Source organism: Almyronema sp. (assembly GCF_052168255.1).
GTDB classification, from domain to species: Bacteria; Cyanobacteriota; Cyanobacteriia; order Phormidesmidales; family Phormidesmidaceae; genus Sphaerothrix; species Sphaerothrix epifaneia.
Genome location: NZ_JBQLZL010000096.1, coordinates 13485 through 35513, shown reverse-complemented (window position 1 = coordinate 35513; position 22029 = coordinate 13485). Strand labels below are relative to the sequence as shown.

Sequence of the window (22029 nt, the reverse complement as noted above, 5' to 3'; positions counted from 1 at the left end):
ATTTTGGATTTTCGATTTTGAATTGAACAGTCTTGGCTCTGCAGACGTTTCGTCATTCTCATTTGTACCTTTCTTTTGAAAAATCGGTCTAAAAGAAGGCTGCGGGCAAAATGAAAGCTTTTGTGTCAGCGGCTTTTGGCAATTTAAGGGTAGCAACGCTGGTGGCTACAGCGATAGCTAAAATTTCAAGAGTAATCCAGGGTGCAGGAGTTGAACCTGCCTAACGCGAATTATGAGTTCGCTGCCTCAACCGCTCGGCCAACCCTGGTTGCTTTAATATTCTATATTGACCTCTCAAGGCGGAATGACGCAAGGCCGCCCAACCTCGATTTTTTTCGTATACTGGCAAGAATAGACGCTGGACTGCCGATGTATGAGGCTGTGGGTTTGAGCAAACACCTCGTATTTTTCAGCCAGCCCTTGTTGTGTAAAGGCGCTTGAGTAGGCGTGGCACGAGTATGAGAATCAATCCAGCTATCGTTTTTACGCTAATTCTGTTATCACTCATGTTCGGTGCTGGTATTGTCAGTGCCTCTTGGGGCTATGCTCTAGGGCGCACTGCTCTGACCGGGGTGCGTCAGCCGGATTCGCGCCCATTTAGCGATCTACCTGTGCAGCGGGGTGAATCACACCGTCACAATATCGTTATCTTGAAAGAAGAAGATATTCTGAGTGACGTCAAGGCTAGAATCGAAGGCGACCTGCAATAAATGTCTGCAACCTTAAGGGTATGATAGAAAACCCATTGAATCGAACCACTCGCCCCTCTTTATGAGCCGCACCTGGGTTCAGCTCTGTTGCAGATGATTCTTCTAAGTGCTGTTTTGTTAGCTGCATCTGCTTCGCCTTTTTTTAGTTTGTCTGGGGCAGATATTTTGACTCGTCTGTTAGCAGTTTTACTGTTAATTAGTATTAATGCGTTTTTTGTAGCGGCTGAGTTTTCTATTGTTTCTGTGCGGCGATCGCGCATTAGCCAGCTAGTTGCAGTAGGTGACGCCCAGGCTAAAACCGTTCAAAGTCTGCAACGCAGTCTCGATCGCCTTTTGTCCACTACCCAGCTAGGGATTACGCTTTCCAGTTTGGCTTTAGGTTGGATTGGTGAAAGCACGATGGCTGTGCTGATTTCCTATTGGCTCAGCCAGTTACCCTTGCCCTCAGCCGCCATTCCGCTGACGACCCACTCTATTGCCATTCCGGTTGCTTTTTTGCTGATTGCGTATCTGCAAATTGTGCTGGGTGAGCTATGTCCTAAATCTTTAGCTCTGCTTTACCCAGAACAACTGGCTCGCTTTCTAGGGCCGCCAAGTTTGACGATTGCTCGTTTCTTTAATCCTTTTATCTGGATTTTGAATCAGTCTACTCGCTGGTTGTTACGGCTTTTGGGTATTCAGTATACGGGGCAAGGCTGGTATACCCGTTTGACCCCCGAAGAATTGCAGCTCATTATTAGCACTTCAACCGAACTGCCTGGACTAGAAGCAGAAGAACGGGAACTGCTCAACAACATCTTTGAATTTAGAGAAGTGACGGCTGATGAGGTCATGGTTCCTCGAACCAGCATTGCCGCCATTCACAAAGAGGCAACATTCCAAGATCTCTTAAACGAAATTGTCGCTTCAGGTCATTCTCGCTATCCAGTGATTGGCGAGTCATTAGATGATATTTACGGCATTGTCTACTTCAAAGAATTGGCCGAGCCGCTGGCGTCTGGTACTTTGGCGGCAGATGCCTCCATCCGGGATTGGATTCGTCCGGCTCGATTTGTACCAGAATACATGCCGCTGCATGAGTTATTGCAGCTAATGCAGCGATCGGCTCAGGCGATGGTTATGGTAGTGGATGAGTTTGGCGGCACGGCAGGTCTGATAACGCTTAAAGATCTCACAGCCGAAATTATTGGTGAAGCCAACGAATCCGAAGACGATAGCAATGTCATTGCTCAAATGATCGATGAGCAAACCTTCCTGGTACGGGCGCAAACCGATATTGAAGAAGTTAATGAGCTACTCAACATCAACCTACCGTTGATGGAAGACTATCAAACCCTGGGTGGTTTTGTGATTTATCAAATGCAGAAAATTCCAACCCAGGGAGAAAGCCTTCGCTATCAGGACTTGCACTTGACGGTTGTGGCCGCAGAGGGGCCGCGTCTACGCGAGATCATGGTGCATCGTTTGAGCCAGCCGGGTGATGCGGCTTTGATGTCGAGTTCTGCCGCTGCTGCCCTCTCTACGACTGACGCTTTATCTGCAGACTGGTCGGATAAAACCCAGCTTTTGAGTCATCGTCCAGACGCTTCAAAAAGTGACACATAAACCTGCTCACAGGCTGTGGCTAGACCCAAACTAAAAAGAGCAGACCAGGCTGTAAGATTGGCTGACGCAATTAGATTTGAATCGCTTTTGGATTCTTTACAAAGAAGGGCACTGTGGTAATATCTGGGTGACTTTGCGTAGCTAAGACGGCTCCAAAAAAGCTGCTCTAGGCCATCCTCTTAGGCAAGGAGAGACAGGTGTGCAGGACAAGTTGACAAGTTTGGAGCTTGATATGGTGCAATCAGGCCGTAGCCCTTCAGATCCCATTCGAGTGGGTGTTATTGGTGTAGGCAATATGGGTCAGCACCATACCCGTGTGCTTAGCCGCCTTAAGGATGTAGAACTAGTCGGTATTTCGGATGTCAACGTAGAGCGGGGACTAGATACAGCAGGCAAGTACCGCGTCCGATTTTTTGAAGACTATCACGATCTGCTTAACCATATAGATGCGGTTTGCGTTGCGGTTCCTACTCGGCTGCACCATGCTGTTGGTATGGCTTGCTTGAGTGCGGGTGTTCATGTGCTGATTGAAAAACCCATCGCGGCGAGCATTGCGGAGGCAGAGTCGCTGGTCAATGCTGCTGCTGCCTCTAACTGTATTTTGCAGGTTGGGCATATTGAGCGCTTTAACCCGGCTTTTCAGGAATTGCATAAGGTACTCAAAACTGAAGAGCTATTGGCACTGGAAGCAAGGCGCATGAGTCCTTATTCACAGCGGGCGAATGATGTCTCTGTGGTGCTAGATCTGATGATCCACGATATTGATTTGCTGCTGGAGCTAGCAAGTGCCTCGGTGTCAAAGTTGACGGCTAGCGGCAGTCGAGCAGCGGACTCTGGCTACTTAGACTATGTGACGGCCACCTTAGGGTTTACGAATGGCATTGTGGCTACGCTCACGGCTAGTAAAGTCACCCATCGTAAAATTCGTACAATTACGGCTCACTGCAAGAATTCTTTGACTGAGGCTGATTTTCTCAACAACGATATTCTCATTCATCGGCAGACAACGGCTGATTGTACCAGCGATTATGGTCAGGTTCTGTACCGCCAAGATGGCTTAATTGAGAAGGTCTACACCAGCAATATTGAACCGCTGCACGCGGAATTAGAGCATTTTGTCAATTGCGTGCGGGGCGGCGAGCAGCCTTCTGTGGGCGGTGAGCAGGCGCTTAAAGCGTTGCGGTTAGCAAGCTTGATTGAGCAAATGGCTTTGGAGGCTCAAGCTTGGCAGCCTGCGGCTGAGCAAACGCTAGGGCTAGAAGCAGCAGCCGTTAGTTTGTAATCTGAGCTTACCAAAGGTCGCTATCGATCGCTTCTGCCGAATTTTCTGGCTTGAGAGCGGTGGGGTTTTGGCGGTGGTTTTGAATGGCCGTGGCGATCGCTTGGCTGACTTTTTCGTTACCAACTGGGCTGAGATGGATGTGGTCGCGGTAAAGAGAAGTCGCCGTTTGATCGTTTTGAAAGTCGGCTAGAAAGTCAAGGTAAGCGATTTGCTCTAGCTGCATGAAGTCTTTAACGCGTTGCCGTGCTTTTTGCTCATAGTCTCTTGGCCCAGGGGGCTGTACTTCTCTGAGTAAGGGCGTCATTGCCACAATTAGCTGACTGCCAGCAGCCTGTACTCGCTGCTGAATTTGCCGGATAGCTTCTAGGTTAGCGCCGACGCGATCGCCCGGTTCAGCCTGCAACTGCTGTAATTCTGGAATCGGCTTGGGTTTGATGAAAACTCGCTGCAGCAGTTCGCTGGTTGCCGTTAGCGGTTTGCGGTTAGGATAGCTGCGATCGCGCCCCACCTGAACGGAATTTGGCGCAATGGCAAACAAGTCATCGGTATTAATCAGCAAAACCACCACCTGAGCTTCAAACAGGCCAAATCGCACTAGGTAGGCTAGCTCGTTGCGAGGCCCCCAAGAGTTAGCTGATGCATTGAGCACTTCAGGTTTTTGATAACCAGCAGGCAAATGAGGGGTCAACCGATGGGCAATTTGGGCGGAGAGAATGTCTGGCTGATCGGTCCACCAGCCACCGTTGGCGATCGAGTCGCCTAACAGCAATATCCGCCATATGCCAGCGCTGGGCTGAGGACTGATGGCATCCCCACGCATGGAATACTGATTGATGTGAATGCGATTGCCAAATCGTCTCACCTTTTGATTGGGGGCTAAGCGGTATCCCGTCAGCGAATCGGCCACATAAAGCGGCGGATCTCCTAACCCTACAAATAGCCGCAAGCCAATTTCCAACAGCAGGCCCCCGATCAGGAGAATCCCTAGAATAATGAGGGCAAACTTCATGCGCTTTCTCTCTCGGTGGTTGGCTTTTTCAGTGTAGAGGGATTGACGTCACCCCCCAAAAAGATTCACGCTGTACTACAAAAGTATTTTTTGTAGTATATACTGGAGCGACAGCTAGCTGCCGATTGCCTCGCAAGTCTCATTAGTCTTCTGATTGCCCAGATGCGGCCTGTTGCTAACATTTCGGGGCAAATGCTTTTGATGGAGCGTTATCGAGCGATTGCTAGAAACTTTTTGGCGTTGAGGTGCAGCAACGATGAGTTTTTATTCTGACAAAGTTGATTGAGCGCCTTTAAGCGCAACCTTCTAGGGCTACGCCCCCATTTGGCCTGTGCAGACTCAGTACGGGCTTAACTGACTGTGTTTGATGCCGATGCAATCGCGGTTTAGCCGCTTACGGTTATGGCTAAGTTCAAAGACGTTATTCAATACTACAAAAACTACAAGGCGATCGCCTGCTTCAGCATTGCCGCTAGCAGTTTGTTTGAGCTGCTTGATCTGGTAGTGCCTTATGCCATCGGGCAGTTGCTAAATGTGATTTCTCATCAGCCAATTGACGCGCTCAGCCAACGGCTGATCAACACCGCCGCCGCTATTACTGGCTTACCCAGCGATCGCCCCTTGGCGCTAGGTTTTCTGTTAGCTCTAATTTGCTTAGTCACGGTGGTTAGAGCGCCGCTTGAACCCTGGCTAGGCATCTGGTTTCACTGGGATATTGCTCTGCGTACTCGCCGTGACCATTCTCTCGCCGTCGTCCGCAAAATTTTGACTCTACCGCTAGAGTTTTATGACGAAAACAATCCCGGTCGTATTGCTGGCCGAGTGGCGCGAGGCTTGTCAAATCACACCTGGACTTATCCTGAAATTGCCGGACAGCTTATTCCAAAGCTGGTGCGAGTGCTGGGTATCTTCTGCATTATTGCTTTTATTGCTTGGCCGATCGCTTTACTTTTTCTCATTTCTTTCATTGGCATTTTGGGGTATAGCCTGAAGGATCTGCTGCGGATTAACCGTAAAGAGCAAGCACTCGATCGCTATATGGAAAATACCGAAAGCCACACCTCAGAGCTGATTACCAACATCAAAACGGTTAAAGCTTTTGCCACTGAAGCTCGTGAACTCAAGCGGCAGCAGCGGCGGCTACAGCGCGAGTTTACGATGGTGGACTACAGCATCCACCGGGCCTACGTCAAATTGCTGACCTGGCAAGAGGTGGTGATTCAAAGCTGTGTGTTTGGGGTACTGGGTTTGACCCTTTGGGCAACCCTTACCGGGCAAATTTCTTTGGGCTATTTTGTCACCACCTTGACGGTGTCGAGCATGGCCTACGCAGAACTAGAGCCGATTAGCAACTTGGCTGAGATCTTTACCCGGCGCTATGCCTCTATGCTGCGCTTTCATGAGTTTATGGAAACGCCGCTAGGCAACGAAGGGAGTACCCTTTTGGCAACGGCCAAAGCGGTTGAGGCTTATCAATTTACTGGAAAGCTGCACTTCGATCGCGTCACCTTTGGCTACGAACCGCAGCGCCCAGTCTTGCAAAATATCGACTTGCTGATTGAGCCTTATCAAACCGTAGCGCTTGTCGGGCGGTCGGGTTCGGGTAAGTCAACCCTAGTGAAACTGCTGTTTCGTTATTTTGAGCCACAGCAAGGCCGCATTTTGATAGATGGTGAAGATATTCGCCGCCTAAATGTAACTGCCTATCGGCAGCGCTTAGCCATTGTGCATCAGGAAGTAGACGTGTTTAACGGCACGCTGCTAGACAACCTCACCTACGGTAGCCCCACTGCTAGCTGGGAACAAATTGAAGCGGCTTGTCAGATTGCCCGCGTCAATGAGTTTATTCATCTATTGCCCCAGGGCTACCGTACGGTGGTGGGCGAACGGGGAGTTCGGCTTTCGGGTGGGCAACGCCAGCGTTTGGGTATTGCCCGGGCGCTCTTGGTCAATCCAGACGTGCTGGTGTTTGACGAGGCTACGTCTAGCCTAGATTACGAATCTGAGCGATCGATTCAGTTAGCCATGCGGAACATTTTAGGCACGCGCACCACGCTGATTATTGCTCACCGTCTGAGTACCGTGCGTGAGGCTGACAAAATTATCGTGCTCGATCAGGGTCGCATTCTAGAGGTAGGGAGTCATGCTGAGCTTTTGCAGCAAGGTGGACTTTATCATCGTCTGCACGCTCTGCAAGAAACGGGTGATTTGCTCGGTTAACGAACCCACTGGCTGGGGTTGTACCTAGGCTTTTGCTGAGGTAGGCGCAGCAGCGGCTTGGCGAGTCGTTGGGCTATCAAGCCGAGCCTGCCCATTGCGGATTGAGCCAAGGGTGAGGGCAAATTAATCCTCCAATAGGCTGGGTTACGATGAAAGAACGAAGCTTTCCGGGGCTGTCCATGACGATTGTGGCGTTCATTATTTTGATTGGAATTTCGCCAGCATTGCTCTCTTGGTGGGTTGGGCGACAAGCCAGACACCGGACTCAAGCGCAACTGGCGCTGGCAATGGAATCGGTAGCGGCTAGGGGGCTGAGTGCTCTAGCTGAACGTAGCCGCGATCGCTGTTATGGGGAGCCGCCAAGCTACACCGTGGGCGATCTTTCTTGCCAGTTCAATGCCCGTTCCCCTTATTTGCGCTGTGCCGTTAATCCTGTTGGCCCGTGTGGGACTTGCCAGCATTATCAAGCTAAGCCTGAACTCTACGGCGATCGCCCTTGGCCTGATCGGTTTTGAGCTGTAGTAGCCGTTGTTCTAGCCGCGATCGCCCGTAGTTTATTACGTTGTGCAACTTAATTTAAATCAAAGTTAAAGATAGAGCCTTCTCAATCACAAAAGCTCCAGGAGTGAGACACTTTAAGAGAGTAGAACTTTATAAGTTCTTAAGTATTGCAACAAAGTTAATCGCTTCTCCAAGCTGCTATGACCGCTGCTGTGCCTGCCTTTTCGATGCCCCTTCCAGAGTTAGTGGATGGCTTGCCCAACATTTCAGGCTGGGAGTCTACCATTCAAGCGGTGACTCGCCGTCGGCCTAGCCAATCGGCTCAATTTTTGCCCCCTCATCCGGTATCGGCGGGTTTTGCGATCGCGCTGCATATGCATCAGCCGATGGTGCCGACAGGCCCTAAAGGGCAGCTAGTGAGCTACCTGCAGTATATGTTTGAGCATCCCTTTGAAGGGGACAACCACCAGGTAGGGCCGCTAATGTACTGCTATGGCCGCATGGGTGACTTTGTGCCAGAACTGGTGACTCAGGGTTGCTACCCCCGCATTTTGCTGGACTGCTCCGGGACTTTGCTGTGGGGCTTGCAGCGGATGGGACGACAGGATGTTCTTGCCAAGCTGAAGCGAATCACCTGTGAACCGCTCTATCAGCCCAACGTTGAATGGCTGGGAACATTCTGGAGTTATGCACCTGCTTCTAGAATTCCAATTCCTGACTTGCAGCTACAAATTCAAGCGTGGCAGCATCATTTTGCTGCGGTTTTTGGCTTGGCGGCTCTGGCGCGGGTCAGGGGATTTTCACTCCCTGAGGCAGATTTGCCCCCTACGCCAGACGGACTTTATGCCCTAGTCAAAGCTTTGCGCAACTGTGGCTATCAGTGGCTGCTGGTAACGCAATCTAGCCTGGAGCGTTTGACGACGGCTCCGCTCTCTCACCCGCATCTTCCCCATCGCCTAGAGGTGAAAGACAGTGCTGGAGCTTGTGAGTCGATTACGCTTTTGATTAGCAATGGTGAAGACGCTGCCGCTGTGAGCCAGATGCAGCCCTATACAACCGCCAAGCAATTGGCTCAAACTTCGGCAACCGCGCTACCGCTGGTGATCCAGTCAGCCCCTAGTGAAAGCAGCCAGATGATGAACCGCTTTCCAGGCGCATTTAAGCGTACCTGGCACGAACTACAGCAACAGCAGCAAGTGGCTGGCTTTACTGGAACGGAGTACCTAAATGCCTTGGCGGCGACTGGCTTTGAGGAAGCCGATTATCCGGTTTGTCGGGTATCTGCACCGAAAGCGGGCTTTGATCTGGAACAGATAGCCCCGCCGCTCAAAGCGCCCTTTTCTATCGCAGCTAGCGAACCGATGCATCGCTTGAGCGCCCATTTTCATCGCAGTATTCGGTCAGAAAAGGGCACTACAGACGAGGCCATGACCCGTCAGCCCCGCTACCGCGAAGCGCTGTTATATAATCTGCTGCTTCAGGCTAGCTGTTTTCGCGCTAACCAGACGGCTCCCTGGTCGAGCTATGCCCGCGAAATTTATGCCCACGGCGAACGGCTGTTACGCTAGAGACTCTCAAGTGTTTGGGGCACCCCGACTGATATGAATTTTCAGCTTTAGGGCTGCTACTAAGTGAGCCGCGTGGCTCAGTTCATTCAGTGCGGGGTGCTAAAACGCAAAAATAGCGTTAGTAATCAATTGAATCGAGTGCGTAGCGCATGAAATCGGTAGCGACTTCTGCCGATTCGTCGTGCGCCGCAAAAACGACCACCATGCTATAGCTGCCGTAGTCGTAACAGAGAATGCGAAAAACACCATCGTTGAAGTAGCCAGTACGGTCAATTTCGCCGCCGCTGCTTTCAATTTCTAAGCTATCAACAAAGGCATCAGCGCGAGCCAAACATTCGGCTCCGTCAATATTATCTAAATAGCGATCGCCGCTGGCAATTTGAGGTTGGGCTAGCGCGGGTAAGCTGACGGCAGCAAAGCCCATGCTCAGCAGTCCAGTGGCAATTGAGTGAAGACGTTTCATAGACAATCCTTAAATTCAAATGACGCTAAAGTTAGCCGAAAAGAGGGTATCGGCTGCAAATGGCGTAACCCGCCTAGTGGTTAGTGTTACTGACGATAGATTACAAAGGGCAAAACCAGGTTTCCCGATAGTTTGACAAAAATAAGCGTAAAGGCCAGTTTTGTGAAGATTTCGGCAAAATTGGCTGGTGTTTGATTGTTTGGCAAGGTTTGGGGTTTGGGGTTCTGGTGAGCGGTGCCAGAGGCTGCCCCATTAGCCAGCGAGTCTGGCTTTGACGATATCTTGAACTTTTTTGCCGTCGGCTTTGCCTTTAAGCTGTTGCATGGCAGGCCCCATCACCTTACCCATGTCTTTGGGGGAGCTAGCGCCTGCGCTGGCAATAATTTGATCAACTACAGCCGCAATTTCCTCATCGGCAAGCTGCTGCGGCAGGTATTCTTCTAAAATGGCCAGTTCTTGGGCTTCTTGTTCGGCTAATTCTGCTCGGCCTGCTTGCTGGTATTGCGCGATCGCGTCGCGTCTTTGTTTGGCCAGTTGGGTTAAAACTTCGAGTTCTTGCGCTTCGGTCAGGGCTTCCTGGCCTTGGGGGCGCACGCTAGACTCTTTTTCAATAATGACTTTTTTGATGCTGCGGACGGTTTCTAGCCGAATTTTGTCCTTTGCCTTCATGGCGGCTTTGATGTCTTCGGTAATACGCTCTTTTAAGCCCATGATGGATCGTGCCTCTAGCGGTGTGTTATGAGGAGATCCTAAGAGAATTTGGCTCTGATGGCTAAACTGTCTGGGCTGATGAGCAACTGAATCGGGCTAAGTGAAGGGAGCATTGGCGGGTTGAAGCGTTTGCTGCTTTGGCTGTAACCACAAGCGCTGAGCCGATCAAATAGCTGCAAGCGCCTGATAGCAAAGCTTTCCTTCTGCCCTTTGCCTGATGCAAGATTGCTTTTTGGCCTGCTAGCGAAACTGAACCACCCGAACTTGAGGATCGGCTAGCTGCTGGTACTGGGCTGCTGTGGCTTCGATGTGTTGGAGCTGCCCCAAAGCTAACCCGCAAGGTCTGCCGTATTTGGCTAAGACGCGATCGCTGGCAATTTGTAAAGCTGTGCGCGATCGCTGGACAAAGTCGGCTAATTCGTAGGTTTGACCTGGCTCAAAATAGTCTTTCACCACCAACGAGGGCGAATAGCAAACTTCTTCTGCACCGTCAGGCCATTGAATTTGAAAGCGAATTTCAGGCATTGGTTTTAACCCTGTGAATTTAACGAGGTAGGGCAACGGGTACCAGTTTGGCATAGGCGTCTAGATGTAACGCCGCTGAGCGTCGCCAAGCGTATTGCAGCAAAATTCGCTGGCTATTGCGGACGATAAACTGAGCGACTTGAGGATTGAGCAACTGCATCATGGCTGTGGCAATAGCGCTAGGATCTTGCGGATTTACCAGGCAGGCTTGGTTGGGGGAGAGAAATTCGGTAAACGGAGGCTGACGAGCGGTGATCACGGGTAGCCCAGAGGCGATCGCTTCTAAGATCACCAAGCCCCACCCTTCTTTAAGCGAAGGAAAGACAAACACATCGGCACTGCGATAGAGGGCAGGCAGATCAGCTTCGGCAATGACGCCCGGTAAGATCAGCGATTTGCCAACCGCCAGCCCCAACTGCTCGGCTAGATGAAAAAACTGCTGCCGATAGGGCTGATAGTCAAACAGGGTAGCGCCCCCGGCAATGACCAGTTGGGCTGTGGGTACCTGCGCCAGCACTTGGGCAAAGGCTTGCAGCAGACCGATTGAATTTTTGCGCGGTTCAATGCCACCGACTGTTAAAAAAATGGGCCCTTCAGCTAAGCCGTATCGCTGGCGCAGAACCGCTTCTTGGCCGCTGCGCTGAGGAGAAAAGCGCTTGAGATTGACCCCGTTGAGCACTTTAGGCGCGGCAATGGCGTAGTCTTGCTGGAGTACTTGCTGCCAGCGATCGCTGACACACAGACATAAATCTGGCAGACGAATAGACTGCTCCTGACAGTGCTGTAAGTAGGGGCTTTGAAAATCTTCGATATGATGCACAGTGCGGACAATTGGGCCAAAGCCGGGGTGGTTTTGCCGCAGCTGCACCAAAGCGTTGGCTCCAATACAGTCTTGGGCGTGGTAGAGGTCATAGCGGCGATCGCACTGGCTGAAAGCCGCGACAAATTCTTGAATGCGTTGGTGGATCAGCTGATCAATTGAGGCCGGAGCAGGCCGAGCCGGAATCAGACAGCACTCGCAGTTTAAGTCCCAGTCAAAGCCGCTGCCGTCTTTATCGAGCGCATAGACGCAGACGGCATGCCCCAGGGCGCAAAGGGCATTGGCGAGTTCTAACGTATGAATCACACTGCCTCTGGGCTGGGTGGAATAGGTCAGTAGCGCAATGCGGTACGTTAGGCTCATCCTAGCTGGCTCCAAACCCCGTCAGGGCTGTTTGATTGAGATCCCAAAAGCAATCCGATTCTCCTTTGAGCGTTAGCGTCAAAAGGCGATCGCTGGTGACGGTTCCAACCGCAGCGCAGATTAGATCCTGTGCCGTAAATATCTTTTGTATCTGGCTGACAACGTGGGGTCGAACACTCAGCAAAAAGCCATAGCTAGGAAAGCTCAGCAACCATCGTTTTAGTGACAATACCGCTGGATACGGAACCTGGTCAAGCTGTAAGATCGCGCCGCAGCCAGAGGTTTCTAGCAGCATCAGCAGCGTCCCTAAAAGGCCACCCATGCTGATGTCTTTGCCAGCATCGCAAAGTCCGGCCTCGGCTAATTGGGGCAGTAAGTTCAAATGCGATCGCAGATCGACGGGGTCTGCCTGAGTGGCTGCGTCCCAAAAGGGATAGTCTGGATGGGCTTTGCCGCGAAAGTTACTCACCAGTAGCAAAGTGTCGCCGGGTTGCGCCTTAAAGCTGCTAATGAGTGCTTGCGCCCGACCGAGAATAGCAACCGAAAGCGCATTGTAAGGACTGCGGCAGCTCGTATGCCCTCCTACAATCGGCACGGCAAACGTCTGCGCTGCTGCAATCATGCCATCCCATAAGGGCGCTGCTGCCGCTGCTGATTGGCTCCACAGCGTATCGACGACTGCCAGCGGTCGCCCACCCATGGCGTAAATGTCGCTAACGTTCACTAAAACAGACGACCAGCCCGCAAACCAGGGATCGGTTTCGACTAAAGTGGGCCAAATGCCTTCTGCTGCTAAGAGCAAATAGCCCGAACCGTCGGCAATCGCGGCGCAGTCGTCCCCCAGTAAAACCGACGTGTCTGCATTTACCCCAGGCAAGCGCTGGGCAATAGCCTGAATATCTTGCTTTTGGCGCAGGCCGAGGGTTTGCCGCAATTCAGTAGCCAGTGCTGCCAGCATTAGGAAACCTGCCGCGATCGCAGCAGCGCCATCGCCTGCCCCGGTCGCATTTCTGTCGTGGGGGGATAGTAGGCTAAGTCAGCTTCCATCAGATGGTGGGGGCGATCGCAAATCGTAATTTCTTCTAGCGATTGCCAGTGCTGCCGCCGAAAGAAGCGCACGTTTTGCAGTTGAACGGTGGCTAGAAAGCGATCGCAGCCCCAGGTGTTTGCCGTGGTGACAGCTTTGTGAATTAGCCCTTGACCAATTCGCCCCACCCGCCGATAAGCCGGATGCACGCCTAATCGTCCCCCATACCAGAGTCGGGGCTGGGCTTCGTAGATGCGCACCACGCCCACCACTCGTCTGCCTGCAATCATTTCGTTTTCTACTGCAATAATCGGGTAGGCACGCTCATCAAGCTCGTCTTCGTCGTGCGCTGTAAAAAGCCTTTGTTCTTCACAAAAAATTGCCTGCCGCAGGCGAAAATACGCTCGAATATCGGAGTGCGATCGCGCCAGTTCAAAGCTATACCGTTTTAACGACATCAAGATACCTCGTCACGCTTAGACACCGTATTGCTGACGCTGTTTTTGTAAGTAAGCCTCAGGCTGGCTGGGGTCAAAGTCAGCAAATTTCAGATTTTCAATCCGCGAAAGTTCTTGTGGCGGATCTGCGCCTAACTCTTCAGCCAGTTCGCGGGCTAGGTTGGTGAGAAAAACCTGATCGCCAATCTCATCGTAGTTAGCCTTTTCGACGGGCATGTAATTCCAGCGCACCAATTGCGTAGAAATCCAGCTTGCAAAACTCTTCCAGGGGTAGGGGTCAAAGTTAATTCGATCGGGAATTTCAAAGGTGTTGCCCTGACCGTCGGCAAAGTTGCCCGTCATGACGGCTTCGAGCACTTCTACAGGCTGGTTAAGATACTCGCGTGGAGCAATGGCGGCGGCAATTTCCTGACGATTAGCCGGGTTGTTGGCATAGTTGGCTCCGTCAATGATGGCTTTATTCAGCGCCCGGAACGTGTTGGGGTATTCGTCAATCCAGTTTTGGGCAGCGACAAAGGCACAGCAGGGATGCCCTGGCCAGAGATCTTTGGTGAGCAAGTGGATAAAGCCAATATCGTCAAAGACAACCCGCTGGGTAAAGTTGTCGGGCAAGATGAAGGCGTCAATTTGCCCGGTAGACATTTTGGCGATCGCATCGGGAGGCGGCAAAATCAGCAGCTTGACATCGTTGTCGGGGTCGAGTCCACCAGAGGCCAGGTAATAGCGCAGCAGCAAGTTGTGATTGGAATAGTCATAGGGAATGCCAATCGTCATGCCCTTGAAGTCGGCAGGGCCGTTGATAGCGCCCAAATGCTTTTTGGCCACGGCAATTCCCTGGCCGTTGTTGTTTTCAATACTGGCTAGCTTCACCTGAAACGGCGTCGAACCTAACCCTAACGACATGGCAATGGGCATTGGAGCCAGCATGTGGTAGGCGTCTAATTCACCTGCGATCGCCGCATCCCTCACCACTGACCAACTGGCATATTTCATCAGCGTCACATTCAGCCCATGCTTTTGGTAAAAGCCTAAAGGAGCCGACATGATAATGGGCGTTGCACAGGTAATTGGCAAGAAGGCAATCTGCAAATCTGTCTTTTCTAGCTCTCCGGTGGTGGGCGGCGGCGGTGATTCTGGCGCTGACTCTTCCGACTGGGGTGCTTGAGCGCAATTGGCCAAAGAGACTAAAGCGGCTCCCACCGCAATGTTTTGCAGAAACTGGCGGCGGGTAAACTGGCTGACCCGCTGGGCATCGCTAAAAAACTGACCCGCCTGCGGCCCAAAAGCGGCAGCAAAGGCTTCATCTAGCCCCCCAGCCAGTTGAATCAGATCTAACACCAGTCGCTCTCGCTTGGGGCTACCCTTCGCCGTCATCTTGACAAACAGCGCCGTTCGCAGTTCTGCTTGCGTCATTGACTCGGCCACCGTCAGCGCCTGAGGTGAGTACAGCCGCATTTTGACTAAGTCGTCTATCAAGGCTGCCGGATCTTGCGGCATTTCAGCCATGAACTGCCAGTGTGCTTGGGTGGCGTGAAAGCTACCACAAATCAAACAGCGCACGTTCAGGTCTGCCAGATCGCCTTGCTGACAAGAAAGGCTGTGCCATCGCTGGCTTGCGGTTGACGCTGATAGTGAAACCATAGACTGCTCTTACCCCTTGACTGAAGGCCGCTTGGTCGTAACTGTCTACAAACCGTTTTTGGTTAAAGCTAGCTTCTGAGCGCTAAAGGGCGGGTGCTAGCGTTGGCTCTTGCAGCGCCAAAAGCATTTTTTTGAGATGCTTTAAGGCTGGCGTCACAATCGCAACGAAATAGGCTTCGCGTAATTTACGCTCTGCCGGACTGCCGTGAATATAAGCCCGCGCCCCGGCGTGTAACATAGCTGCCTGAGAGGCTCTTAAAGACAGTTCTGCAGCCGCAATCCGGGCTTGGATGATTTCGCGGGTTAGTTGCGTATCGACTGCTCCCTCAACTTGATTAAGCTGATCGGCTAAGGCATAGGTGCGATCGCGAGCCATCGCCACATCCGCCGCAATATCGTCTGCCTGATCGTCTAAAAAGCGATTGACGTGACCGAGCCGCTGATTAGAGCGCCGCATTAGCTCAACGCAGCTATCTGCTAGCCCTAGTCCCATTCCCACCTGGGTCAAAATAAATCCAGGCCGAATGCGATTGACATAGGCGTCGCAAGGAACTGCCAACACCATAGACTCTGGCACAAACACATTGCGAAAAACGCAGCTATAGGTTCCCGTGCCTTCGAGGGCAATAAAATGGGCATTGCAACGCAACGTCATGCCTGCTAAATCGTCTGACACCAAGGCCATCAGATAGTCATCGCTGTCTACTAGCTTGGCCGCAATGCCAAAGATATGCCCCGGCCCCAAATTAGACACCCAAGGGAGCAAACCATTGAGGCAATAACCGCCGGCCACGGGTTCTGCAACAAGCGCAATTTTTTCAATGTCAGCAAAATGCTTCATCGGGTTAGATAACCCTGTGCCTGCTAGCTTGCGCCCGGTCGCAATATCTGGCAGCAGATTGGCTTGCAGGGTTTGGTTGTCTGTATTTTGTAAATACCAGGTACAGGCAATCTGGCACCAGCTAATAAAACCTGTTGACAAACAAACCCGCGAAATCTCTTCAATCGATTGAATGGCCGCTTTTAATCCCAGCCCTGTGCCTTCGTAGGCTGGGGCAACCCCATGCGCAAAAGCTCCAGCCCTGCCCAGTTGGTGCATAATTTGGGCGGGATATTCACCCTTCAAGTCAATGTCTTGTACTTTGGCGCTCAGCCGCTGCGTGACGACCTCACGAATGGCCGCAGTTGCGGACTCTAAGGTGGCGGTGGTTTCTGATAGGGATGGGGGAAGCGTTGGCATGGTGAATTGGGCTGAATCTTTTGGCGGCGTTGGCTGGGGAAAGGCACGGTGGCTCTGAAGCGTGAACAAACTTGAGCTACAGAACTTCACCTTAGAGTCCATCGAGCTATGGTTCTGCTAAGTAGCTTACTCAGCCATGTCTACCTGAACTGGCATGGGATTGCGCAGGGTGGCGGAAACGGGCGACCACTCATTGGCGTGGGCAACCATCTCGGCTAAAACTTCGCGGCTGGCGTCGCCATCAATATCCACCTTGACCCGAACATCGGTAAAACCTGCTTGCGGCTTAGCCAGTTCTCCAGTGCCCCAGGTGCTGGTGATGTTGATGTCGCCTTCTAGGTAGATCTCTAGTTTGGTTAGGGTGATGCCGCGGGCGGCGGCATTGGCCTGTAGACCGACGGCTAGGCAAGAACCAAAAGCTCCTAAGACGATTTCAGAAGGGTTAGGGGCAGTGTTGTCTCCCAGCAAAACAGGTGGTTCATCAATTACAAACGCCTCTAAATCACGGGCGTAGTTCAAGCTGCGAAACTTACCTTCACAAACCGTTTTGACCTTGAGGGTTTTATCGGCTGGGTTAGCTCGGTTCTTTTCTCCGAGTTCTTTTAGACCCTCAGCCGGGATGGGGGTAAGGGGAGCTTTGACGTGGGTGGTGACCGTTGCAGAATCTGACATAAGCTGAATTTAGTGATTGCAAATAGAATGTTCTATCTATTTCGATTAGACGGAAAAAACATTTGAAAATCTGTATAGATGGCTACTTTGTGGCTGATCGGGGGCGACTGGGTGACTCCGAGAGGGTTATAGCTGTTTGGGGTCAAGGCTGCGTCACGGGAGCAGTCTGGCTCACCGCCGCCCGGTGCTGAGGGTTTGGGTTGCTGGCTGGGTAGGTAGGTTCTTGAAGCGCTGAAGTCAGCAGTTGACGCGCAATATCAAAGCTGCGGTTGAGTCGAGCGGGGCTGCGATGCAGCTTGCCCATCAGCATCGCCCCTTCTAGGACTGTCATGATTTGCTCGGCTAGCAGATTGGGGTTGACGTCAGCTTTCAACTGGGTTTGCGCTTGCCAGAGGATCTGAGCTAGGGCGCTTTCCCACTGGCTAAAGACCGCTTGCAAGTGCTCTCGGAAGCTGGCATCTTGCTCCACTAAATCCACAATTAGATTTCCTAGCAAACATCCTCCACAAAAAGGCTCCTGATATTGTTTTTGCTCTAGGGTTGCCAAAATCCAAAAAAGCTGGTCGATCGCAGAGGTTCCCTGAGCCGCCGCTGGTTCTAAAATATTTTTTTGTAGCTTGCGCCATTCAAAGTCAATCAGCGCATGCCCTAGGGCTTGTTTAGAGGCAAAGTAGTTGTAAAAACTGCCGGAGGATGCCCCACTCAGGCTAAAGAGTTCGCTGAGTCCGGTAGCTGTTAGCCCTTTGCGATGAATGGTATCAATCACCGATTCGAGAATGTCTTCACGGGTGCGCTTGAGATTTGCCATATCAAAACACTCAGGAGGCTAGAGCTGTCAGCAGGTGTGCTTACCAGCCTAGCATCGGCTTATTTTTCAAAGGTAGATAAGGCTGAACAGGCTCCACATTTTGCACACCCTGCTTTGATCGCTGCTGAAGACAGACCTGCCGCTTGTAACTGGCTACCGACCTTTTGGTATAGCGCAAACATAAAGTCGCTACTAGGGGCTGGATGGTTCGCTAGCGGAGTGTCTGTAATGGGGACAAACGGCACCACAAAGGGATAAACGCCCAGGTTAATTAAGCGATCGCACGCTTCTACCAGCATTTCTAAACTGTCCCCTAGCCCCGCCAGCAAATAGGTACTGACCTGACCCCAGCCAAACACCTCGACAGCCGCCGCAAAGGCGTCGAAATACTTGGACAGTGGCACTTCGGCTTTTCCTGGCATTATCTGCGCTCGAACTGCCGGATCTACGGCTTCTAGGTGCATGCCTAAGCTATCAATTCCGGCTGCCTGCATCCGCTCAAACCAGACAAAATCATCTGGGGGTTCGCACTGGGCTTGAATCGGCAAATTCACCCGCGCTTTGATCGCCTGGGCACATTCTGCCAGATAGGCGGCACCGCGATCGCGAGTATGGGGCGTGCCAGTGGTCATTACCATGTGTTTGACACCGTCTAAACGCACAGCCGCTTCGGCCACTTCGGCCAATTGCTCCGGTGTTTTACGCGCCAGAGTGCGATCGGCTTCTAGGGATTTTTCAATCGCGCAAAACTGGCAGGCGGTGGCTGGATCGCGGTAGCGCATACAGGTTTGCAGCACCGTCGTCGCTAAAACGTCGTGGCTATGGAGTAGGGCAATTTTCCAGTAGGGGACGCCCTCGGCGGTGCTGAGGCTGTAGAACTGGGGCTGCTGGGGAAAAGCAATCGGGGCGATCGCGCCATTGCCCTTTTCAAGCTGAATCGAGCGATCGGGCTGGATATGGGCGGTGTAAGGCGATTGGGCGGCTGTCTCGGTGTAAATCGGCACCATAATTGTGGTGCCTTCAAGCGTGATGGCTTTGTGATCAGAGGGGCCAGCGCCGCCTTTGCGACCAGAAGCCCCTACGGTTGGATCGATTAGTTTCAGACCGTGGCTTTGCAGTTCGGTAATCAGACGTTGTTTATTCATATGTCTCGGTCATTTCGGCTTCGGGCTGAGGGGTGGGCGGTTCGGCTAGGGGCGGTGGCGGAGCTGCCGCGAGAACTGACCACTGCTGGGTGGTGTGTTTGAGCTGTAGCAGGTCGGGGCGAGCATAGTGACCAACCGAGTCCATCATGCGTTTGCGCTTGGTAATGAGGGAAAAGTCAAGGTCAGCGATCGCTAAGCCTTCTCCGCTAGTAATTGGCTCACACAGGGGAACCCCTTCAGGGCTAATAATGACGCTGTAGCAACCGCCACTGAGCACTTTTTGCAGCTTTTCGTCGGGGGTAATTTGCTGCTTTTGCTCAGCCGTGAGCCACCCGGTGGCATTGACCACAAAGCAGCCAGACTCTAGCGCATGGTGGCGCATGGTCACTTCCATTTGATCGGCAAAGATTTGTCCTACCATTGACCCCGGAAACTGGCCGCAGTGAATTTGCTCATGCTGAGCCATCAAAGTAAAGCGGGCAAGGGGGTTGTAATGTTCCCAACAGGCCAAAGTTCCCACCCGGCCAACGGCAGTCTCTAGCACCGTTAGCCCCGATCCATCGCCTTGCCCCCAAACCATTCGTTCGTGATATGTTGGCGTGATTTTGCGCCGCTTTAACAGCAGGGTGCCGTCGGCATCAAAGAGAAGCTGGGTGTTATAGAGCGAACCCCCCTCTCGTTCGTTAATGCCCACCACTACCACCATTTGATAAGAACGAGCCGCCCGACTGAGCGCATCTGTGACCGGGCTGGGGACTTCAACCGCTTGCTCGTAGAGTTGCAGGTGGGCTTTGCCCATCAGCACAGGGGGCTGTACGAAGGAAAAATAAGGATAGTACGGGATAAACGTTTCGGGAAAGACGATCAGCTGCACGCCTGACTGAGCAGCTTGAGCGATCGCTTCTAATACTTTTTCGGTTGTGCCGTCGCGACTGTGCAGCACTGGGCTGAACTGAGCGGCGGCGGCTCGAACTGTTTTGGTGTAGTCCATAGCCATGACCTGGGCAAAGACTTTTACAGGGAGAAAAACACAATCAACCAATCGACGGCAGACGCCAAGAACGGATCCGCAGGCTCTGTCTCCGGTTCAAATGTAATCTACTCGGAAGACAAAGCCTGGGCATTTAGAGAACCGTTACATAGTCCAGGTGTCGAGAATGAAAGCGCCTTCCTTGCGGTGCAGCAATACCAGATCCAACACATCGAGCGGATTGATTGGGCGGATGCCGGGGATGAGAGAAGGTTCGCCGTGACCGTAAAGGGCTTGCAGGGCAAAGCGGCAAGCATAGACTTTACCGCCTTCCTCCATCACTTTGATCAGCTGATTGTTCATTGCTTGATGCCCCGGAAAAGACTCATCGCCAATTTTGGGAAAACCCCGCTGAACGCCGAGGGTGACACCGGGGCCATAGAGCAAAACAGATGTTTCAAACCCTTTGCGGATCAGGCGAGTTGCCTGCAGCAGGTTCACCAAACCAATTGAACCTTCAAAAGCGACGGTGTGAAACGTGACAAGCGCCTTTTCACCCGGCTCGGCTTGGACGTCGGGAAAAACTTTCTCTTCGTAATCAACAAAGAAGTCACCAGCTTTGTGGGCAGGAGTGGTTACTTCAGGCATGGTATGAATTCCTTAAAAGAGGTTGCGCTTAGCGACTTAAAAGTCGATATCGCTTTTCAGCACCTTAGACGCCTGGTTTGATGTCTCCCGTATCTAGCGTTACAAAACGCCCACGTCTACCCTAATGAATAGGCCAACTCAGCGTTGAAAGGAAGTAAACGGCGATCGCCCTTTCTCCCCCCTATCGAAAGTGATAGGTCAGGATGATTTAGCCCTGCAGAAAGTAGGGCTTGCCTGTCTTTAGATGCAGATTCCCCTAATTTGTAACTGAACATACAGGAGCCGCTTCAGCCAGCTCTTATGGTGCAATTAACGTTGGCGCTTCCTGGAGTTTGTCTATGACCGCGCACTATCGCGTTTTGATCGTCGGTGGCGGACAGGCGGGGCTGTCAATCAGCTATTGCCTGCAAGCGCGCGGCATTGACCATCTGGTTTTGGAGAAGCATAAAATTGCCCATTCCTGGCGTTCTCAGCGTTGGGATAGCTTTTGCCTAGTTACCCCCAACTGGCAGTGTCGCTTACCGGGCTATCCCTACCGGGGTGACAATCCCGATGGCTTCATGCAGCGCGACCAGATTGTGCAATACATTGAAGACTATGTCGCCGCTTTCAATCCCCCCTTGAAAGAAGGCGTCGAAGTTTTGCGGGTGCGCCAAAACAGAGGCCGCTTTGAAGTGAGCACCTCTATAGGGGAGTTCACCGCCGATCAAGTGGTCATTGCAGTCGGCGGCTACCATACCCCTAAAATTCCGCGAATGGCTGAGCGACTGTCGCCAGATGTGGTTCAAATCCATTCGTCGGCCTACAAAAATCCTCAATCTTTGCCGGATAAAGCCGTTTTAGTGGTCGGTACGGGGCAGTCGGGCTGTCAAATTGCTGAAGATTTGCACTTAGCTGGCAAGCAGGTGCATCTTTGTGTGGGTAGTGCGCCGCGATCGCCGCGCCGCTACCGAGGCAAAGACGTGGTGGACTGGCTGGCAGAAATGGGCTACTACGACATCCCCATCGATCGCCATCCGCAAAAAGAGCAAGCCCGTCACAAAACTAACCACTACGTCACCGGGCGCGATGGTGGCCGCGAAATTGATCTGCGCCAATTTGCGCTAGAAGGTATGCAGCTTTACGGCAGACTTCAGCATATTCAGGGCTACCAGCTTCAGTTTCAAGCCAATCTCAAGCAAAACCTCGACCAAGCCGATGCTGTCGCCGCAAGCATCAAGCAAACAATTGATAAATTTATTGCCCAAAACCAAATTGACGCGCCAACCGAGCCACCTTATCAGCCTGTTTGGCAACCAAAAGAAACCGTAGCCACGTTAGATTATGCTGCCGCTAATATCGGCACCGTCATCTGGTCTATTGGATATGGCACCGACTTTAGCTGGATTGAGGTACCCGTGTTTGATGGCAAAGGCTACCCCAGCCACAATCGCGGCGTCACGCCTGTGCGGGGGCTATATTTTCTCGGTTTGCCCTGGCTGTATACCTGGGGGTCGGGGCGCTTTTCGGGAATTGCCCGCGATGCCCAGTACCTAGCAGATCAAATAGCGCCCACCTACAAGCGATTTGCCCCTTCTGCCCATGCTATTCCGTGCTTGATTGGGTCTTAGTTGCAACAAAAGACAGCAGGCAAAAAGCGGCAG

General features: G+C 52.2%; 21 protein-coding genes and 1 tRNA gene. 7 read left to right on the top strand and 15 right to left on the bottom strand.

The genetic code is table 11. The features are described 5' to 3' along the window. Nucleotides 1-195 precede the first annotated feature (195 nt). Nucleotides 196-268 (bottom strand) — tRNA-Ile (locus tag ACTS3T_RS20270). A 238-nt stretch (nucleotides 269-506) separates the two neighbouring features. Here ACTS3T_RS20270 and ACTS3T_RS20265 point away from each other — a divergent pair. The 3 genes from ACTS3T_RS20265 (at nucleotide 507) to ACTS3T_RS20255 (ending at nucleotide 3597) form a co-directional block, all read left to right on the top strand. Beyond that, entirely contained in the window at nucleotides 507-710 is a 204-nt protein-coding gene (locus tag ACTS3T_RS20265) for a hypothetical protein (RefSeq protein WP_377965655.1), read from the top strand. Between the two features lie 93 nt (nucleotides 711-803). Continuing rightward, the gene (locus ACTS3T_RS20260) at nucleotides 804-2315 is read left to right on the top strand and encodes a hemolysin family protein (RefSeq protein ID WP_377965653.1); all 1512 of its coding nucleotides are present in this window, start codon (nucleotides 804-806) and stop codon (nucleotides 2313-2315) included. 232 nt (nucleotides 2316-2547) lie between these two features. After that, nucleotides 2548-3597, top strand: coding sequence for a Gfo/Idh/MocA family oxidoreductase (locus tag ACTS3T_RS20255; protein ID WP_377965706.1), 1050 nt, complete (start codon nucleotides 2548-2550; stop codon nucleotides 3595-3597). 7 nt (nucleotides 3598-3604) lie between these two features. Here ACTS3T_RS20255 and ACTS3T_RS20250 read toward each other — a convergent pair whose 3' ends face one another. Then, on the bottom strand, nucleotides 3605-4606 hold the full coding sequence (locus ACTS3T_RS20250) for an SGNH/GDSL hydrolase family protein (RefSeq protein WP_377965651.1): 1002 nt from the start codon (nucleotides 4604-4606) through the stop codon (nucleotides 3605-3607). Between the two features lie 402 nt (nucleotides 4607-5008). Here ACTS3T_RS20250 and ACTS3T_RS20245 point away from each other — a divergent pair, with 402 nt between their 5' ends. From ACTS3T_RS20245 to ACTS3T_RS20235, 3 genes are all read left to right on the top strand, one after another. Beyond that, entirely contained in the window at nucleotides 5009-6826 is a 1818-nt protein-coding gene (locus ACTS3T_RS20245; protein ID WP_377965649.1) for an ABC transporter ATP-binding protein, read from the top strand. 149 nt (nucleotides 6827-6975) lie between these two features. Continuing rightward, a complete protein-coding gene (locus ACTS3T_RS20240; RefSeq protein ID WP_377965647.1) occupies nucleotides 6976-7341 on the top strand; it encodes a DUF6464 family protein in 366 nt (121 codons plus the stop codon). A 186-nt stretch (nucleotides 7342-7527) separates the two neighbouring features. Further along, nucleotides 7528-8895, top strand: coding sequence for a glycosyl hydrolase family 57 (locus ACTS3T_RS20235; protein WP_462935461.1), 1368 nt, complete (start codon nucleotides 7528-7530; stop codon nucleotides 8893-8895). A 118-nt stretch (nucleotides 8896-9013) separates the two neighbouring features. On the opposite strand, the gene ACTS3T_RS20230 is transcribed toward ACTS3T_RS20235, so the two are convergent. The 13 genes from ACTS3T_RS20230 to ACTS3T_RS20170 form a co-directional block, all read right to left on the bottom strand. Continuing rightward, nucleotides 9014-9358: a hypothetical protein gene (locus ACTS3T_RS20230; RefSeq protein ID WP_377961016.1), complete on the bottom strand. Its 345-nt coding sequence runs from the start codon at nucleotides 9356-9358 to the stop codon at nucleotides 9014-9016. A 252-nt stretch (nucleotides 9359-9610) separates the two neighbouring features. Next, nucleotides 9611-10069 (bottom strand): GatB/YqeY domain-containing protein, encoded by a 459-nt coding sequence (locus ACTS3T_RS20225; protein ID WP_377961019.1) that lies wholly within the window; start codon nucleotides 10067-10069, stop codon nucleotides 9611-9613. A gap of 240 nt (nucleotides 10070-10309) precedes the next feature. Next, entirely contained in the window at nucleotides 10310-10594 is a 285-nt protein-coding gene (locus ACTS3T_RS20220) for an MSMEG_0570 family nitrogen starvation response protein (protein WP_377961021.1), read from the bottom strand. A 19-nt stretch (nucleotides 10595-10613) separates the two neighbouring features. Further along, the gene (locus ACTS3T_RS20215) at nucleotides 10614-11777 is read right to left on the bottom strand and encodes an MSMEG_0565 family glycosyltransferase (RefSeq protein WP_377961024.1); all 1164 of its coding nucleotides are present in this window, start codon (nucleotides 11775-11777) and stop codon (nucleotides 10614-10616) included. A 1-nt stretch (nucleotide 11778) separates the two neighbouring features. After that, entirely contained in the window at nucleotides 11779-12735 is a 957-nt protein-coding gene (locus tag ACTS3T_RS20210; protein ID WP_377961027.1) for a sll0787 family AIR synthase-like protein, read from the bottom strand. Then, nucleotides 12735-13262 carry an MSMEG_0567/Sll0786 family nitrogen starvation N-acetyltransferase gene (locus ACTS3T_RS20205; protein WP_377961029.1) on the bottom strand — a complete coding sequence of 176 codons (528 nt, stop codon included), beginning with the start codon at nucleotides 13260-13262 and terminating at the stop codon, nucleotides 12735-12737. The genes ACTS3T_RS20210 and ACTS3T_RS20205 overlap by 1 nt, the downstream gene beginning before the upstream one ends. Nucleotides 13263-13280: 18 nt before the next feature. Next, nucleotides 13281-14903: a CmpA/NrtA family ABC transporter substrate-binding protein gene (locus ACTS3T_RS20200; RefSeq protein ID WP_377961032.1), complete on the bottom strand. Its 1623-nt coding sequence runs from the start codon at nucleotides 14901-14903 to the stop codon at nucleotides 13281-13283. Between the two features lie 82 nt (nucleotides 14904-14985). Further along, nucleotides 14986-16143, bottom strand: coding sequence for an acyl-CoA dehydrogenase family protein (locus ACTS3T_RS20195; RefSeq protein ID WP_377961034.1), 1158 nt, complete (start codon nucleotides 16141-16143; stop codon nucleotides 14986-14988). A 126-nt stretch (nucleotides 16144-16269) separates the two neighbouring features. Next, nucleotides 16270-16815 (bottom strand): OsmC family protein, encoded by a 546-nt coding sequence (locus ACTS3T_RS20190; protein ID WP_377961036.1) that lies wholly within the window; start codon nucleotides 16813-16815, stop codon nucleotides 16270-16272. 142 nt (nucleotides 16816-16957) lie between these two features. After that, the gene (locus tag ACTS3T_RS20185) at nucleotides 16958-17623 is read right to left on the bottom strand and encodes a TetR/AcrR family transcriptional regulator (protein WP_377961039.1); all 666 of its coding nucleotides are present in this window, start codon (nucleotides 17621-17623) and stop codon (nucleotides 16958-16960) included. Nucleotides 17624-17682: 59 nt separating this feature from the next. After that, nucleotides 17683-18768, bottom strand: coding sequence for an MSMEG_0568 family radical SAM protein (locus tag ACTS3T_RS20180; RefSeq protein ID WP_377961041.1), 1086 nt, complete (start codon nucleotides 18766-18768; stop codon nucleotides 17683-17685). Beyond that, the gene (locus ACTS3T_RS20175; protein ID WP_377961044.1) at nucleotides 18761-19759 is read right to left on the bottom strand and encodes a Nit6803 family nitrilase; all 999 of its coding nucleotides are present in this window, start codon (nucleotides 19757-19759) and stop codon (nucleotides 18761-18763) included. The genes ACTS3T_RS20180 and ACTS3T_RS20175 overlap by 8 nt, the downstream gene beginning before the upstream one ends. A gap of 144 nt (nucleotides 19760-19903) precedes the next feature. Continuing rightward, entirely contained in the window at nucleotides 19904-20386 is a 483-nt protein-coding gene (locus ACTS3T_RS20170; RefSeq protein WP_377961046.1) for an MSMEG_0572/Sll0783 family nitrogen starvation response protein, read from the bottom strand. 338 nt (nucleotides 20387-20724) lie between these two features. On the opposite strand from ACTS3T_RS20170, the gene ACTS3T_RS20165 reads away from it, so the two are divergent. Next, nucleotides 20725-21996 carry an MSMEG_0569 family flavin-dependent oxidoreductase gene (locus tag ACTS3T_RS20165; RefSeq protein WP_377961049.1) on the top strand — a complete coding sequence of 424 codons (1272 nt, stop codon included), beginning with the start codon at nucleotides 20725-20727 and terminating at the stop codon, nucleotides 21994-21996. Nucleotides 21997-22029: the final 33 nt, after the last annotated feature.